This window comes from Actinacidiphila alni (assembly GCF_900112845.1).
Classification (GTDB): domain Bacteria; phylum Actinomycetota; class Actinomycetes; order Streptomycetales; family Streptomycetaceae; genus Actinacidiphila; species Actinacidiphila alni.
Window position 1 is genome coordinate 156,147 of record NZ_FONG01000014.1, and the last position, 14,657, is coordinate 170,803.

14 protein-coding genes are annotated in these 14,657 nt (G+C 71.3%); 11 read left to right on the forward strand and 3 right to left on the reverse strand.

The annotated features are described in order from the left end of the window. Positions 1-105: 105 nt before the first annotated feature. Positions 106-741, forward strand: coding sequence for a CYTH domain-containing protein (locus BM076_RS23090; protein WP_245796235.1), 636 nt, complete (start codon positions 106-108; stop codon positions 739-741). A gap of 18 nt (positions 742-759) precedes the next feature. Here BM076_RS23090 and BM076_RS23095 read toward each other — a convergent pair whose 3' ends face one another. Continuing rightward, positions 760-1,398 (reverse strand): TetR/AcrR family transcriptional regulator, encoded by a 639-nt coding sequence (locus BM076_RS23095; RefSeq protein ID WP_093715577.1) that lies wholly within the window; start codon positions 1,396-1,398, stop codon positions 760-762. A 149-nt stretch (positions 1,399-1,547) separates the two neighbouring features. Here BM076_RS23095 and BM076_RS23100 point away from each other — a divergent pair, with 149 nt between their 5' ends. From BM076_RS23100 to BM076_RS23120, 5 genes are all read left to right on the forward strand, one after another. Continuing rightward, on the forward strand, positions 1,548-2,570 hold the full coding sequence (locus BM076_RS23100) for an aldo/keto reductase (RefSeq protein ID WP_093715578.1): 1,023 nt from the start codon (positions 1,548-1,550) through the stop codon (positions 2,568-2,570). Between the two features lie 573 nt (positions 2,571-3,143). Further along, positions 3,144-3,791, forward strand: a complete 648-nt coding sequence (locus BM076_RS23105; RefSeq protein WP_143120617.1) for a hypothetical protein — start codon at positions 3,144-3,146, stop codon at positions 3,789-3,791. A gap of 125 nt (positions 3,792-3,916) precedes the next feature. Further along, on the forward strand, positions 3,917-4,594 hold the full coding sequence (locus BM076_RS23110; protein WP_143120618.1) for a hypothetical protein: 678 nt from the start codon (positions 3,917-3,919) through the stop codon (positions 4,592-4,594). After that, a complete protein-coding gene (locus BM076_RS23115; protein WP_093715581.1) occupies positions 4,591-5,523 on the forward strand; it encodes an ABC transporter ATP-binding protein in 933 nt (310 codons plus the stop codon). Before BM076_RS23110 ends, BM076_RS23115 begins: the two co-directional genes overlap by 4 nt. Next, a complete protein-coding gene (locus BM076_RS23120; protein WP_093715582.1) occupies positions 5,520-6,320 on the forward strand; it encodes a hypothetical protein in 801 nt (266 codons plus the stop codon). Before BM076_RS23115 ends, BM076_RS23120 begins: the two co-directional genes overlap by 4 nt. A gap of 124 nt (positions 6,321-6,444) precedes the next feature. On the opposite strand, the gene BM076_RS23125 is transcribed toward BM076_RS23120, so the two are convergent. Beyond that, positions 6,445-6,915, reverse strand: coding sequence for an ATP-binding protein (locus BM076_RS23125; RefSeq protein ID WP_093715583.1), 471 nt, complete (start codon positions 6,913-6,915; stop codon positions 6,445-6,447). 158 nt (positions 6,916-7,073) lie between these two features. On the opposite strand from BM076_RS23125, the gene BM076_RS23130 reads away from it, so the two are divergent. The 3 genes from BM076_RS23130 to BM076_RS23140 all read left to right on the forward strand — a co-directional run bounded on the left by BM076_RS23130 (position 7,074) and on the right by BM076_RS23140 (position 9,236). Further along, positions 7,074-7,943 (forward strand): helix-turn-helix domain-containing protein, encoded by an 870-nt coding sequence (locus BM076_RS23130; RefSeq protein WP_093715584.1) that lies wholly within the window; start codon positions 7,074-7,076, stop codon positions 7,941-7,943. Beyond that, a complete protein-coding gene (locus tag BM076_RS23135; protein WP_093715585.1) occupies positions 7,940-8,245 on the forward strand; it encodes a DUF397 domain-containing protein in 306 nt (101 codons plus the stop codon). The genes BM076_RS23130 and BM076_RS23135 overlap by 4 nt, the downstream gene beginning before the upstream one ends. 88 nt (positions 8,246-8,333) lie before the next feature. Next, on the forward strand, positions 8,334-9,236 hold the full coding sequence (locus BM076_RS23140; protein WP_093715586.1) for a TIGR03619 family F420-dependent LLM class oxidoreductase: 903 nt from the start codon (positions 8,334-8,336) through the stop codon (positions 9,234-9,236). A 25-nt stretch (positions 9,237-9,261) separates the two neighbouring features. Here the strand turns inward: BM076_RS23140 and BM076_RS36175 are convergent, their stop codons facing one another. Beyond that, positions 9,262-12,531 (reverse strand): helix-turn-helix transcriptional regulator, encoded by a 3,270-nt coding sequence (locus BM076_RS36175; protein WP_177246565.1) that lies wholly within the window; start codon positions 12,529-12,531, stop codon positions 9,262-9,264. A 364-nt stretch (positions 12,532-12,895) separates the two neighbouring features. Here BM076_RS36175 and BM076_RS36760 point away from each other — a divergent pair, with 364 nt between their 5' ends. Together BM076_RS36760 and BM076_RS23150 are read left to right on the forward strand one after the other, a co-directional pair. Further along, positions 12,896-13,042: a hypothetical protein gene (locus tag BM076_RS36760; protein WP_177246566.1), complete on the forward strand. Its 147-nt coding sequence runs from the start codon at positions 12,896-12,898 to the stop codon at positions 13,040-13,042. A 146-nt stretch (positions 13,043-13,188) separates the two neighbouring features. Further along, on the forward strand, positions 13,189-14,565 hold the full coding sequence (locus BM076_RS23150; RefSeq protein WP_093715588.1) for a hypothetical protein: 1,377 nt from the start codon (positions 13,189-13,191) through the stop codon (positions 14,563-14,565). Positions 14,566-14,657 lie beyond the last annotated feature (92 nt).

The following is a 14,657-nucleotide window of genomic DNA, read 5'->3' on the forward strand; positions in this document are numbered from 1 at the left end:
CCGGCTCAAGCCACGGCGCCGGCCCCGACGTCGGCCCCGGACCCGTTCCGTGCCCCGACCCCGGGCTCGCTCCCGGCCCCGGCCCCGGCTGCGAGACTGGCCCGCATGGTGGATACGCCCAACGCCGCGCAGGACACCGCACAGGACATCGCGCGGGACATGGACCAGGACACCGCGCAGGACACCCCGCCGGACCCGTCGCCGCTCCGGAACCCCGGCAAGTACGCCCGGGTCGAGCGCGAACGGCGGTGGCTGCTGGCCGCGCCGCCCGGCCCGGAGAGCGTGAGCGTCACGCGTACGGTCACCGACCGCTATCTGACCGGCACCCGGCTGCGGCTGCGCCGCGTCGAACTTCCCGACGGGGCGACGGAGTTGAAGCTCACCCAGAAGATCCCCGCGCCCGAGCCGGGCGGCGGCGCCGTACGCGGTCTGATCACCAACACCTACCTCTCGCGGGCCGAATACGACGTGCTGGCCGGGCTCCCGGCGGCCGTCCTGACCAAGACACGGCTCGGCGTCCCGCCGATGGGCGTCGACGTCTTCGACGGCCGGCTGCGCGGACTCGTGCTGGCGGAGGCCGAGTTCGGCACCGACGAGGAGGCGCGCGCGTACGTCCCGCACCTGAGCTGCGTGGCGGAGGTGACGGACGACCCGCGGTTCACCGGCGGCAGCCTGGTCACCGCCGAGCGCCGCGAACTCCTCGCGTGGCTGGCCGAGTTCGGGCTCCGCCCGGCGGAGTAGAAGAGGAGTAGAAGGGGATCACCCCGTCCGCAGGCCGTCGATCAGCAGGTCCACCATGCGCCGGCTGTGCGCGAAGCCGTACGGCCCGTCGGGGTCGGCGCCCGGGACGGCGAGGCAGAGGTTGGCGATGGCGTGGATCAGGTCCGGGGCCGCGATGTCGTCGCGGACGGTGCCGGCCGCGACGCCCGCGTCGAGCAGCGCGGTGAGCGTGGGCGTGAGGGTGTCGAGGAAGTAGCCGGGGAGCGCCTCGTAGGCGGGGTCGCCGGAGTGCAGGGCGGACGCCAACCCCCGCTTGGTACCGAGGAGTTCGGTGTACGCGCGGAGCCAGGCGGCCAGCGCGTCGGCCGGTTCGTGCGCGGCGGCGAGCCGGGGCCCGGCGGCGGCGCAGGCGTCGATGTTGCTCTGGACGACGGCCTTGACGAGGTCGGAGCGGAGCGGGAAGTGCCGGTAGAGGGTGCCGACGCCGAGGCCCGCGAGGTCGGTGATCTGTTTCGCGGGCGCGTCGACGCCGGAGGTGTCGAAGACCTTCTTCGCGGCGGCGAGGAGGGCGGAGACATTGCGCTCGGCGTCCGCACGCCGGCGCTTCGGGGCCGCCCCGGCCTTCGAAGCCGTCCCGGCCTTCGGGGCCGCCGCCTTCTTCGCGTCGGGCTCGGTCACGTGGCGCCTCCTCGGGCTCGGGCGGACAGCGGACCGGCCTCCGTTTGCATAAGCGGAAAGCCTTTCCGTATAGTCGAGTGAAGCGGAAACCTTTTCCGCTTCACTCCAGGGTACGACACCCCCCGCTTCCCGCCTTCCAGGAGGCAGCCATGCAGTACCGCACCCTCGGCCGCACCGGCATCAAGGTCAGCCCGTACGCGCTCGGCACCCTCATGCTCGCCACGTCCATCGGCAACCCCGATCCGGCCGACTCGGTCCGCCTCGTCCACAAGGCGCTCGACGCGGGCATCAATCTCGTCGACACCGCCGACGCGTACGGCGACTCCGAGGAGGTCGTCGGCCGGGCCCTCCAGGGGCGCCGCGACCATGTCGTGCTGGCCACGAAATTCGCGCGGCCGACCGGCGAGGACCCCAACCAGCAGGGCGCGTCCCGCCGTTGGATCATGCGGGCCGTCGAGGATTCGCTGCGCCGGCTGCGGACCGACCACATCGACATCTACCAGGTCCACCGGCTCGACCCGACCACCGACGTCGAGGAGACGCTCTCCGCGCTCACCGATCTGATCCGCAGCGGCAAGGTCCGGACGATCGGCACCTCCGCCGCGCCCGCCTCCGACATCGTCGAGGCCCAGTGGGTCGCCGAGCGGCGCGGCCTGGAGCGCTTCCGCACCGAGCAGCCGCCGTACTCCCTCCTCAACCGCTCCATCGAGCGCGAGGTGCTGCCGGTCACCCAGCGGTACGGCATGGGCACCCTGGTCTGGGGTCCCTTCGCGCAGGGCCTGCTCACCGGCCGCGTCCGCAAGGACGGGCCCAACGACCTGCGCCGCGCCGCCTACGTCAAGCACGTCAGCGACGCACGCCGCATCGACACCGTCGAGAGGCTCGTCCCGCTCGCCGCCGAGGCCGGTCTGCCGATGACCCACCTCGCGATGGCCTTCACCATCGCCCACCCCGGCGTCACCGCCGCCCTCCTCGGCCCCCGCACCGTCGCCCAGCTCGACGACCTCCTCACCGGCCTCGACGTCACCCTCTCCGACGACCTGCTGGACGCGATCGACGCGATCGTCCCCCCGGGCACCGACGTCGGCACTCTCGACCAGGCTTACGTCCCCCCGGCCCTCCAGTCCCCGCACCTCCGCCGCCGCCCGCTGACGGAACGCTCGGCGGCCTGACGGGCAGTCGGCGCGCTCCCGGCCCGGATCACGCGGCGGAGGGCAGGGTTCCAGCCGGACCGAGACCGAACAGATTCGGCCAATCCCACGCCCGCGGCAGGCCGTCCGTCACGGCACGGATAAGAGTGCAGGCAGCAAGCAGTTTTCGCGCCACGAAACGGCATGCGAGCATTAGGAGAACGATCTATTCCGGCTGCGCGCGTTCGGCGCACTTCCACTTCGATTCGCGTTCCGTTTCGGTGCCGCACATGCGAACCGGACCTCGGGACGGGGCGGGACCTCGGCGCCGACGGCTTCCATTTACCGTTCCGCACCACTCCAAGACCATTTGAAGGACGGTCTCATTCCGCCCGCACAATTCCCGGAACGAGATGTCACGGCACTTTTCCATTGCCGCCTCCCCATGCCGAAAGGTAGCGTGAAGCAGTCGATCACCGGGGCCCCGGGAATCGGTGGGGGAAATACGAATGGGGCAATACACACGTCTGAACCCATCGCAACTCACACCACGAGTTAGCAATCGACCCATTGCGGTATTCCCTCCCATGCGCATTCACAGCGAAGGAGGAAATCGTGAAAGAAAAGAAGGTTCTGGCCACTGCGGCGTCCGTTGTCGCGATAACGGCAGGGCTGGTGCTGGCCGGCGGCGCCGGCCCCGCGACGGCACAGACATCGACGTCAACGGTCGCCCCGAGCGCGGCGCCGGCCTCCGCGATGCACGAGGTCACGGTGGAGCGGGTGCTCGACAAGGCGCCGGACAGCAGCGGTCACGTCCGCGTGCAACTGTCCAACGGCGCGACCATATCCATTCTGGCTTCGCACGTGACATCGGCTCGGAATTTCGCGGCGAAGCACGCCAACGTGACTCCGGACGGCACCGTGACTGGAAACTGCGGTTCCTCCTACATCGAGGTCAACTACAAGAGCAACGGCGAGCCCGTCCACATGGACACGGGGTTCACCGTCAACCACGCGGCTGTCGAGTACGACTGGCACGCTCACATCTCCGGCTCGTCCGGGACGGGCTACGACTACGCGTACCACGCCAGCGGCACGCTCGCGGCGCACTCGACCTGGCACGGCCAGCACTCCAGCGGCGACAACTACCCGTCCGGAACGTATGCGGCGTCCGTCAGCGCGTCCGGATCGTGGGCCCTGCTCGACACCGGCAGCATTTGCTACAGCGGCGGCCCGTACGACAGTGCGTATCTGACGAGGTAGAGGCGGTCTGATCGGCGGGTTCCGGCGATTCGCGAATCGCCGGAACCCGCGCCTCCTGTTTTCGCACGAACCATTCAACGGTATCCAGCGACGTCCAGTGGTATAAATGGCGGGGAGGTGCAATCGTGCACGAAACCGGAACAGGTTCGTGGGTGCTCCACGAGCTGCGTCCAAGAGTTCTCCACTTCGCCCTGCATCTGCGCGACCGGGCCGGTCTGCCGGTTCCGGCAGACCCGGAGTTCCCTCCCGTCAGCACGGAACACCGCATTCCGATGACCTTGCCCCCCGGCACGGACCGCGAAGCCCTGGCGAGCGACTGGGCGATCTGGTGGCGCCGGCTCGTCCGGCACGAAATGAATGCCGCTTCCGGGGTACTGCCGACCGGAGGCCTTGCGGTCTACACGGATGACATGGATGTTACGAATTCGGTCGTACGACAGGCCGAGGAAGTATTCGATCCGCCAGGCTTCGCCTCGCTGTCCGATCTGCCGGGCTTGCGCGCACTGGCGGCGGCACATCACGCCTCGGATACTGCCCACCGGGCGACCCCGAGCCAGGTACGGCGGCCGGCGCTCGACCAGGCACTCGTTCGCCGTGTCGCCGAAGAGGCCGCTGCCGGCCAAGGTGTGCCAGTCGGGCGCCTCAGCGCGCGTATCGCCGTCCTCGAAGTCCTCGGCACATGGTCCTACCCGGCGGGTCCGGGCAACATGCTGTGCTCGTCGGCCGCGGTGGTCGATCCCGTCGCGAGCGCGCGTCTGCTATGGCGTGCCTTCGTCTCCGGGCTCACGGGCGAACAGGCGTGATCAAGGTCTCCGGCCTTTCAAAGGACTACGGCAGACGTCCTGTGGTCGATCATCTCGACTTCACCGCGCCCAGCGGCCGGATCACCGGCTTTCTGGGGGCCAACGGAGCCGGGAAATCAACGACCTTGCACATGATCGTCGGGCTGATCCGGCCGTCGTCCGGGACAGCTCATATCGACGGCATGGCCTATCACGAACTTCTGGTTCCACCGCGCGCGGTCGGGGTGCTGCTCGACCAGCCGTCCGTTCATCCGCGCATGACTGCCGGCCAGCACCTGAACGTGCTCGCGGTGCGCAGCGGCGTACCACGCCACCGGGTGCGCGAAGTGCTGGAGACCGTGGGCCTCGCGGACGCCGGCAACAAGCCGGTGAGCCGGTTCTCTTTCGGCATGCACCGCAGACTGGGCCTCGCGTGCGCGCTCTTGGGCGACCCGGGCACACTGATCCTCGACGAACCCGCCAACGGGCTGGATCCCCAGGGCATCGTCTGGTTGCGCGACTTGCTGGCTAAATTGGCCGAACAGGGCCGTACGGTGCTTCTCTCCTCCCATCTCCTGGGAGAGGTCCAGGCGCTGGCCCACCGCGTCGTGGTTCTCGACAGGGGACGGCTCGTGGCCGAGGACGACGTCCCAGCGCTGTTGGACAGAGCGTCCGCCCGGCGTCCGGTGCGCGTTGCTTCCCCCGCGATCCAAGATCTGGCTGGAGAATTGCGCCGGCTGGGCGCGACCGTGGCTGTCACCGATGGCCGGCATGCCGTCGTCAACGGCCTGACAGCGGCGCAAATTGGTGACGCCGCGGCCGTGGCGGGCATCGCGGTACACGAGCTGTACGCAGAGCGGCCCGACCTGGAGGCGGTGTTCATGACTCTCACCGAAGGTGCGGAAGCGCCCGCGGGCCGTACCCCACCCTCTTCCGTAGGAAGCCTATGACCGAGCAGCGGACGGCCTCCGAGCCGACAAGCGGCCACGCGCGACGATTGGTCGCCTCGGAAGCGCTGAAACTCTCCTACACCACAACAGCTTGGCGAGCGCTGGCCGTGATGGGCGCTCTCCTCCTCGTCATCGCCTCCCTCGTCGCCTCCAGCCGGGCATCCGCCGCTGTCCATGTCGGCTCCGGACGCGGTGACGCCGTCGATTCCGTCACCAGCGGGCTGTTCCTCGCCCAACTGCCCGCCGGCGTTCTCGGTGTGCTGACGGTCGCGGGAGAGTTCTCGACCGGCGCTCTGCGCAGCTCGCTTCTGGCAACGCCGCGGCGTACACATCTGCTCGCGGCCAAGACCTTCGTGATCCTTGTCGTCGTCCTGGTGGCAGCGGAGGCCGCAGCCTTCGCCGCCTTCGCCGTGGGCGGCTACGAACTGCGCAACACCGTGGGAGAAGCGGGTGTCGGCAGCATCGGTGTGGTTCGCTGCGTCGCCTGCAGCGGCTTGTATCTGGCCGCGATGGCCTTGCTCGGGCTCGCCATCGGTGGAATCTGCCGTTCCAGAACGGCCGGCGTCATAGGACTGCTGATCGCCGTCAGCGTTCTGCCGACATTCGTCAACTTCCTTCCCCCGAAGGCTGATGCACAGGTGACTCGCTACCTGCCCACCGAGCTGGGCATGGATATGGTGCGGCTCGGCTCCGACCACGGCGACTTCGGGCCCCTCCCGGGCGCGCTTCTGCTGGGCTGCTGGATCTTCCTGACAATGACCGCCGCCGCAGCAAGGCTGAAATCAGCCGATGTGTGACCGGCGGAGTCCCATCCCATCCGCACTCTTGTCCGAGGAGACGCTATCCGCCAGTCATCGGCCCCTGTCGGCCTCATCGTTGTCATCTTCGTGGCGATCATCGCCGTCTACGCCGTCTTCAGACTCATACGCCGACGCCGCTGAGGGGGACGGGAGGCATGAGGGACAGGTCGGCGCGGATGGTTTTGCCGATGGGGTCGCGCGGGAGGACGGTCCAGGCGGTCGCGAGGGCGTCGACCAGGAGGAGGCCGCGGCCGGAGTCGGCGAGAGGGGACGGGGTGGTGGGGAGGGTGGCCGGGGGGCGGCGTTCGGCGCGGGCGTCGGAGACCTCGATACGGAGCAGGCTCGCGGTCAGCTGGAGGCGGAGTTCGAAGTCGCGGCCGGGGACATGGCCGTGGGTCACCGCGTTGGCGGCCAGCTCCGCGATCAGCAGCAGCGCGGTGTCCGCCAGGTCCGTACCGTGGGAAATCCCCCACCCGTGGAGTTCGTTCGCCGCCAAGTGCCGGGCCAGCCGCGCACCGCGCCGCGTGGCGCTGAACCGCTGGGTGAACTCACGTTCGGTCACGGGCAGTTCGTGCATCGGAGGAGCTGTCATGCTCCCCAATCTGGCCCCGCCCCGACCCCCGCCACCAGCCCCGCACCGCGTACGCTGCGCCAGCGTACGCGCACGAACCGTAGACAGTACCTGTCACCGGCTGTGAGCATGTCCCGACTGGATGTGGTCAACCGGGCGGGCGCGGGAGGTGGCCAACGATGGCCCACGGCACGGACGATGCGGACGACGGCGGCACGACCCCGGCCGGCGGCGAACCCGAGACCTCGGACAGCTTGCGCACCTTCGGCGCTTTTGTCCAGGGCTTGCGGGAGTTCCGCGGCCTCGGCCGTGAGGAGTTCGCCTCCCGCGTGGGGTTCTCCAAGCACACGATCGCCTCGATCGAACAGGGTCGGCGTATGCCCGACGTTGACTTCGTCGAGCGCGCCGAACCTGTGCTCGGGGACACCGGCGCTTTACGTCGCGCCTTCGAACATGTCGGGCGCCAGCCCGGGTTGGCCTCCTGGTTCCGCCAGTGGGCCCGCCTGGAACGGTCCGCCATCAGCCTCTACAACTACGAGTGCCGTCTCGTACCAGGGCTGTTGCAAACCGAGGCGTACGCCCGCGCCGCGTCCGAAGACGTCCCGCCGCTCGTCAGCGAGGCGGCGATCACCGAACGCGTCACCGCGCGGCTGGCACGGCAGGCGCTGCTGTCCACGGACCGCGAGCCGCCATGCGCCTTCAGCTTCATCCTTGAGCAGGCCGTACTGGAACGGCACACCGGCGGCGAGGACGTCACCCGCGAGCTGCTCGATCACCTGCTGGATCGAACTGCCCTGCGCTGGAACGTCGTCCTACAGATCATGCCACTGCGGCAGCCGACTCACGCGGGCGTTGACGGGCCGATCGCCCTGCTGGAGACACCCGCGAACCGGTGGTTCGCGTACTCCGAGGGCCAGGAGAACGGACGCCTCATCGCGGAGGCGAAATCCATCAGTACGCTCCAGCAGCGTTATGCAAAACTACGCTCGCAGGCTCTCACCCCCGACGACACTCGGGACCTGCTGGAGCGAATGCGAGGAGCCCTATGAGCACGTCCGAACTGGCCTGGTTCAAGAGCAGCTACAGCGGTTCACAGGGCGACAACTGCATCGAAGTAGCCGCCTCTTGGCGTAAGTCCAGTCACAGCAGCGGCAGCCAAGGCGACTGCATCGAGGTATCCGCCCCCTGGCACAAGTCCAGCCACAGCAGTGGCTCCGGCGACAACTGCGTCGAGGTCGCCACCTGCCCCTACACCGTCCACGTCCGGGACAGCAAGGACAAGGAAGGGCCCCAGCTGGCCTTCTCCCCCGCCCAGTGGGCCGACTTCCTGAGCTTCGCCCAGGCCCTCTGAGGTAAGCGCGCCGCAGGCGGGGCAGGCGGACTTCTGGACACCGTTCGGCCGGTCGGCGGCCGGATGGGCCGGAGTCGAGGAGGATGCCGTGAAGGTCGGATTCGCGCTGCCGCAGTTCAACAAGCAGGCTTTCGAGGTCGCGCGGACGGTGGAGTTCGCGCGGGAGATCGAGGCGGCGGGCGGCGCGAGTCTGTGGGTCGGCGACAGAAATCTGGCGGCGGTCCATCCGCGGATCGGGTACGGCGGGCGGGGCAACACGATACCGCCGGAGCTGAATCCGGCGGCGGACCCGTTCGTGCTGCTGGGTGTGGCGGCGAGTGCCACCGAGCGCGTGCTGCTCGGCAGTCATGTGCTGGTGGCGCCGCTGTACACGCCGGTCCAACTGGCCAGGTCACTCACGACCGTTGACCTGATCAGCGGCGGACGGCTGCTGGCGGGCTTCGGGGTGGGGTGGTCGCCGGAGGAGTACGAGGCGGCCGGACTGGACTTCACCGCGCGCGGGGCGCGGATGGACGAGCTGCTGGACGCGCTCGACGCGATCTGGACGCGGGACCCGGCCGAGTACCGGGGCGAGCAGCTGACCGTACCGCTGCACCACGCGCCGCTGAAGCCCGCGCGGCGGCCCCGGCCGCCGGTGTATCTCGGCGCGCACTCCGAGCGGGCGCTGCGGCGGATCGGCGAACGCGCCGACGGGTGGCTGCCGTTGTGCGTGGTGCCGAGCTTCGTGGACGTGGACGGGCTCGTCGCGCAACGGGATGCGGTGGCCGAGGCGGCGCGGAAGGCGGGGCGCGACCCGGAGACGATCGACTCCGTGCTGCGCGTCAACATCGACGCGGGCACGTCCACCGAGGAAGTGGTGTCCGCCATCAGGACGATGGGCGAACGCGTCGGCATCGAGCACGTGATGGTCGACACGATGTACAGCGACGAGAGCGTGGACCAGGCGCTGGACCGCGCCGGTCGCATCCTGGACGGCGTACGGCAGGGCTGAACGGCGGCTGTCCGCCCGCCCGTTGCTACGGCAGGACGCTCGGGGCCAGGCCCGCACGCGCGTAGACCAGTGCCGCTTCTGTGCGGTTGCGGACGCCCAGCTTCTCCAGGATGTGGGAGACGTGGACGGCGACCGTGCGGTCGCTGATGTAGAGGGAGCGGCCGATCTGGCGGTTGCTGCGGCCGTCGGAGAGCAGCGCGAGGACCTGGGTCTCGCGTTCTGTGAGGTCGAAGCGGGCGGCGGCGTTCGGCGCCGTCGGAGCCGGTGGGGCCGGTGGCCGGGTGAGCCGGCTGCGGGCGGCGAGTGCGTGCGCGAGGCGCACCAGCGGTTCCGCGGCCAGGGGTTCGGCCAGCGCCAGGCAGGCGGCCAGGGCGCGGCCCGCCTGTTCGCGGCGGCTCGCGCGGATCGCGCTCCCGGCTTCGCGCAGGCGGGCGTACGCCTCACGGTACGGCTGGTCGGCCGCGCGCCACACGTCGGCGACCTGGCGCCAGGTCGCGCGGTCGTCGGTGCCGCCGCCGCGGGAGTGCTCGGCGGCGGCGAGGGCGCCGAACGCGGCGACGACCGGTTCGCCGCCGTGGCGGGCGGCGATGGCCGCGGCGCGGTCCGCGAAGGCGGCGGCGTCGGTGTGCCAGGCGAGGGGCAGGCCGCGGGGGCGGAGCGGTTCCGGCAGCAGGGCCAGTTCCGCGGCGAGGCGGGCGCCCGCGGCGAGCAGCCGGATCTCCTCCTCGGCGAGGGCGCCGCCGCTGCCGACGGCGCACAGGCCCCGCAGGACGTGGTCCGCGGCCGTGGACAGTTCGGCCGCGCCCGTACCGGCCCCCGACTCGGCCGTGTCCAGGGCTTGTTCGGCCAGGCAGGCGTGGAAGGGGCCGCGCAGCCGGGGGTCGTCGGGGGACGCGGCGAGTACGGCGGTGAGTTCGGCGGCGGTCCGCGGGTCGCCGCGGGCCACGGCCAACTCCAGTTGCAGCAGGTGCAGATAGCGGACGATGTGGGCGGAGGACTGGCCGACGAGTTCGGCCAGCAGCTCGTCGGCCTCCGGCCAGCGGCCGGTGGCGACCAGTACGGCGGCGGTGTTGAAGTCCAGCACGGCGGTCATCGGGGGCGGTGCGCCCAGTTCGCCCGCCGCGCGGCGTCCGGCCAGGGCCACCTCGCGCGCCTCCGCGAAGCGGCCCCCCGTACAGAGCAGGTACATGTGGTTGCTCGCCGCCCGCAGCACGTCCTCGACGGAGTCCGTGGCACCGGCCAACTCCCGTGCTCTGCCCAGTGCTTCGAGGCCGCCGGCCAGGTCGCCGCGTTGCGCGCGGACCACGCCGAGGGTGGTGAGGGCGTGGGCGTGCTCGGCGAGCGCGCCCGTCCGCTCGGCCATCCGTAACGCCCGCTGGGCGAGCGGCAGCGCTCCGTCCGGGTCCCCGAGCCGTACGCGCATGTCCGCGGCGGCGGCCAGCACCCGTGCTTCCAGGGCTGACGCCCGCTCTCCGGTGAGCAGTTCCAGTGCCTCGCCCAGTGCCGCGACCGCCCCGCGCGGATCTCCGGCGTCCCGCCGGTACGCCGCCAGCCGTTCCAACAGGCGTGCCCGCTCGGCGCGTTCCGTGTGGCCGAGCCCGGCGACCGGCCCGGCCGCGCCCGTCCGGCCGGGCGCGGCCGTCGTCCCGGGCGCCGCCCGTCCGTCCGAGCCGCCCGGGCAGGCCGGACCACTTCGACCGGCCGAGCCCGAACCGCCCGAGCCGCGCACGGTCGCCTGCGCCGTCGGACGTACGGGGGACGGCGCGCACGAGGACGCGGCACCGCCGCCGGTCGGCCCGGCGGTCGGCTCAGCGGTCGGCGACAGCGCCCGCAGGATGTGTTCGGTCGCGCGCTGGGGGTCGCCGGCGTGGGCGGCGGCGCGGGCCGCCTCAGGCCACAGGGCGGCGGCCACCGCTACGGGAAGGTGGTCGGCGAGTTCGACGGCGAGGGAGTAGAGGCCGTGGGCCTCGGGATGGGCACGGGCGGCCGCGGCGCGGCGGGCCGCGGTGAGGGCCGCCGTGGCGGCGAGCGCCGGGCAGTCGGCCAGGTGCCAGTGCCGGGCGAGCAGCGCGGGGTCGCGGTCGCGGTGGCGGGAGAGGGCGGCGGCGTATCTGCGGTGGAGGCGGCGGCGCTCGCCGGGGAGGAGGTCGGCGTAGAGGATCTGCCGGATCAGGCCGTGCGGGAGGGCGTAGCCGTCATCGGCGGTGGTGACGAGGAGCCGCTGGTCGACGGCTTTCCTGACCGCGGCGAGCAGCACGGGCTCGGGCAACGGCACCACGGCGGCCAGCAGGTCGTGGGGCACGCCGCCGTCGGTGACGGAGAGTTGGTCGATCACCTGGCGGACGTCGGCGTCGACGCAGCTCACCCGGGCGAGCACGATCTCGGCGATGGAGGCGGGCGGCCAGGGCCGCCCGGAGCGGGCCAACTCCTCGGCGTACAGCGGATTTCCCTCGGCCGCGGCGACGGCGGCGGCCACGTCGGCGGGGTCGGAGCCGGGCGACAGCAGCGCGGCGACGAGTTCCGCCACCTCGGCGTCGGCGAGGGCGGTCAGCCGCAGCCGGGTGACGCGCGGACATCGCAGCAGCTCCGCGAACCAGCGCCGCGCGTCCGCGGCCAGCTCCGCCTCCCGTACGGTGGCGACGATCAGCACGTGCTGGCGGCGCAGCCGTACCGCGAGGAACGCGAGCAGGTCGCGGGTCGAGGCGTCGGCCCAGTGCAGGTCCTCCAGGACCAGCACCAGCGGAATGCGGGCCGACAGGTCCGCGAGGAGCGCGAGCATCCGCTCGAACAGCCGTTGCCGGGTGGCCGGATGCGAGACGGCGTCCTCCAACGGCCCGCACCCCGCCGCTTCCCCCGCCCGGCCCGGCCCCGGGGTGCCGTCCTCGCGGCCGGCGCGTGCCGGGTCGCCCGGGCGAGCCGGTTGGTCCCGCTCGCCGGGACGGACCGCATCGCCGGACGCCGAGGACCGCCCGGGGCGGGGCGGAGTGGTCGGGGTCGTCGGGTCGGGTGCCGCGCCGGAGGCGAAGAGGCAGGGGGTCCGGTCGCGGAGTGCCGCGACGAACGGGCCGTAGGCCAGCGTCGTTCCGCTCAGCGGGACCGAGGCGCCGAGGCGCAGGCGGGCGCGGCCGTCGGCGACGGTCAGGGCGGCCACCTCCTCCACCAGGCGGGTCTTGCCCAGGCCCGCCTCGCCGGTGACGAGCAGCAACTGCGGATGGCCCGCCGCGGCCCGGTCAAAGGCGTCCATGGCGATGCGTATCTCGACAGACCGGCCGACAAAGGGCGTTGTCGTCTCCATGAGCGCAGTGTGTGCAGCCGACAGCGGTGTGTCGACGGCCCGGCAACTTCCTGCCATCCGGAAACGGAACGATTCCGGCCCACTTCCATCGCGCCTGGTGAGCGCGTCCGGAAAAGGCGATGTGAAGGTTTGGCACCTGATGGCGGACCGTGTCCGCTGAACGGACGCCACCGGATTCCGCGGATTTCCCCGCGCCGCCCGTCTCGTATCGATCGCGTACGAAGAATTCGCCGACAGCGGGTTCGTACACGGACGTACGCAGAAAAGAGGTCGGGCACCGGTCGTGGACGAGTACACGTAGTCAATTCCCCCCGCGCGCGTACGTCATGTTGTCGAGGTGCGCGGACGCTTTCCGCCCGCATAGTTGGCCGGGTTCGACCGCGGCGGCCCGCCGCGGCCGGCGCCGACCGAGGCCACCGGGAGGAGGGAAACCATGAAGAAGATGTCTGTCCGCAAGGCCGGCACCATCCGGCTGACCAGCTCCGCGTACTACTGCTGCTCGGCGCTCTAGCAGCACCGCCGGGGCCCGGTTCCGCGGCTCGTGCGGAACCCGGCCCCGGTGTCCGGCACCGGCGTCCGGACCCCGGACCCCCACAGCCCCACGGGCCTTAAGGACCCTCCGGCCCCACGGACCCTCGCGAGAGAGGCGCTTCCCGCATGACCGTGACCTCGGCCTCAGCCTCCTCGGCCTCCTCGGCGTCACCCGCGCCCTCCGCGACCTCGTCGTCCGCCGCGGGCCCGATCCGGCTGCACCGGCTCACCATGGTCCCCGAGGACGACGGCGTGATGATCGGCCGCCCGGACACCGCCTCGTACGCCGTCTTCCCCGAGGAGGGCGCGGAAGTCCTGCGGATGCTGGCGGCCGGGGCGACGCTCGCCGAGGCCGCGGCCTGGTACGCGGAGGCCGCCGGCGAGACGCTGGACGTCGACGACTTCCTGGAGATCCTCGCGGACCTCGGCTTCCTGCGCGACGCGGACGACCCCGGCGGCCCGGACGACACCCCGGCCGGGGGCGGACGGGTGCGCTGGCAGCGGCTCGGCGCCTGGACCTTCTCCTGGCCGGCCTGGCTGGTCTACGCCGGGTTGATCGTGGCCGCCGCCGTCGAGATGATCCGCGACTCCGCGCTGCGCCCCTCGTACCACGACGTGTTCTTCACCGACCATCTCGCCCTGATCCCGATCACGCTGACGGTCGTTCAGATTCCGTGCATCCTCGTCCACGAGGGCTATCACGCGCTGTCCGGGCGGCGGCTCGGACTGCCGTCGACGCTGACGATCAGCCGCCGGCTGTACTACCTCGTCGCCGAGACCCGGCTCGACTCCCTGTTCAGCGTCCCGCGCAGGCGGCGCTATCTGCCGTTCCTGGCGGGCATGCTGGCCGACGCCGTGCTGATCTCGGGCCTGACGCTGCTGGCGGTGGCCCTGCGCGGGCACGGTCCCGCCTGGGTGGCCGCCCTGATGCTGGCGATCTCCTTCACCTGCGTGATGCGCCTGCTGTGGCAGTTCATGTTCTACCTGGAGACCGACCTCTATTACGTCGTCACCAACGCCCTGCGCTGCTCCGACCTGCAGAACGCGGCCCGCTTCCAGGTCCGTACGGCCGTCCGCCGCTGGACCCACCGGCCGCCGCCGGAGGCCGACCCGGACGCCGAGTGGTCCGAGCGCGACCGGCGGATGGCGCGGTGGTACGCCCCGCTGCTGGTGGTGGGCTACGGATTCTCGCTCGGCAGCCTGCTGTGGGCGGGGATACCGACCACCGTGCACTTCTGGTCGCAGATCGAGAACCGTTTCAGCGATTCGGGAACGGCGACCGGCGGGATTCTCGACGCGGCCAGTTTCGTCGGCCTCACCGCCCTCCAGATCGGGCTGCTGGTTTACGTGACGGTGCGCGACAAGCGGGCGGCCCGGAAACAGGGCGGGGTGACGGAGGCGGGAACGGGCGAGGGATCGGACGGGGGATCGGGCGATACGTCGAGCGCCGAATCGGGCGTCGTCTCCGAATCGGCTGCCACGCCCGCCGCGGACATCGCATAAGCCTCGGCAACACCAGGAATTCTCCCGGAACTCCACGCGCCCAGGGAACCCACGGCAATCACGGAAGTCACAGAAATCACGGGAATCACGTT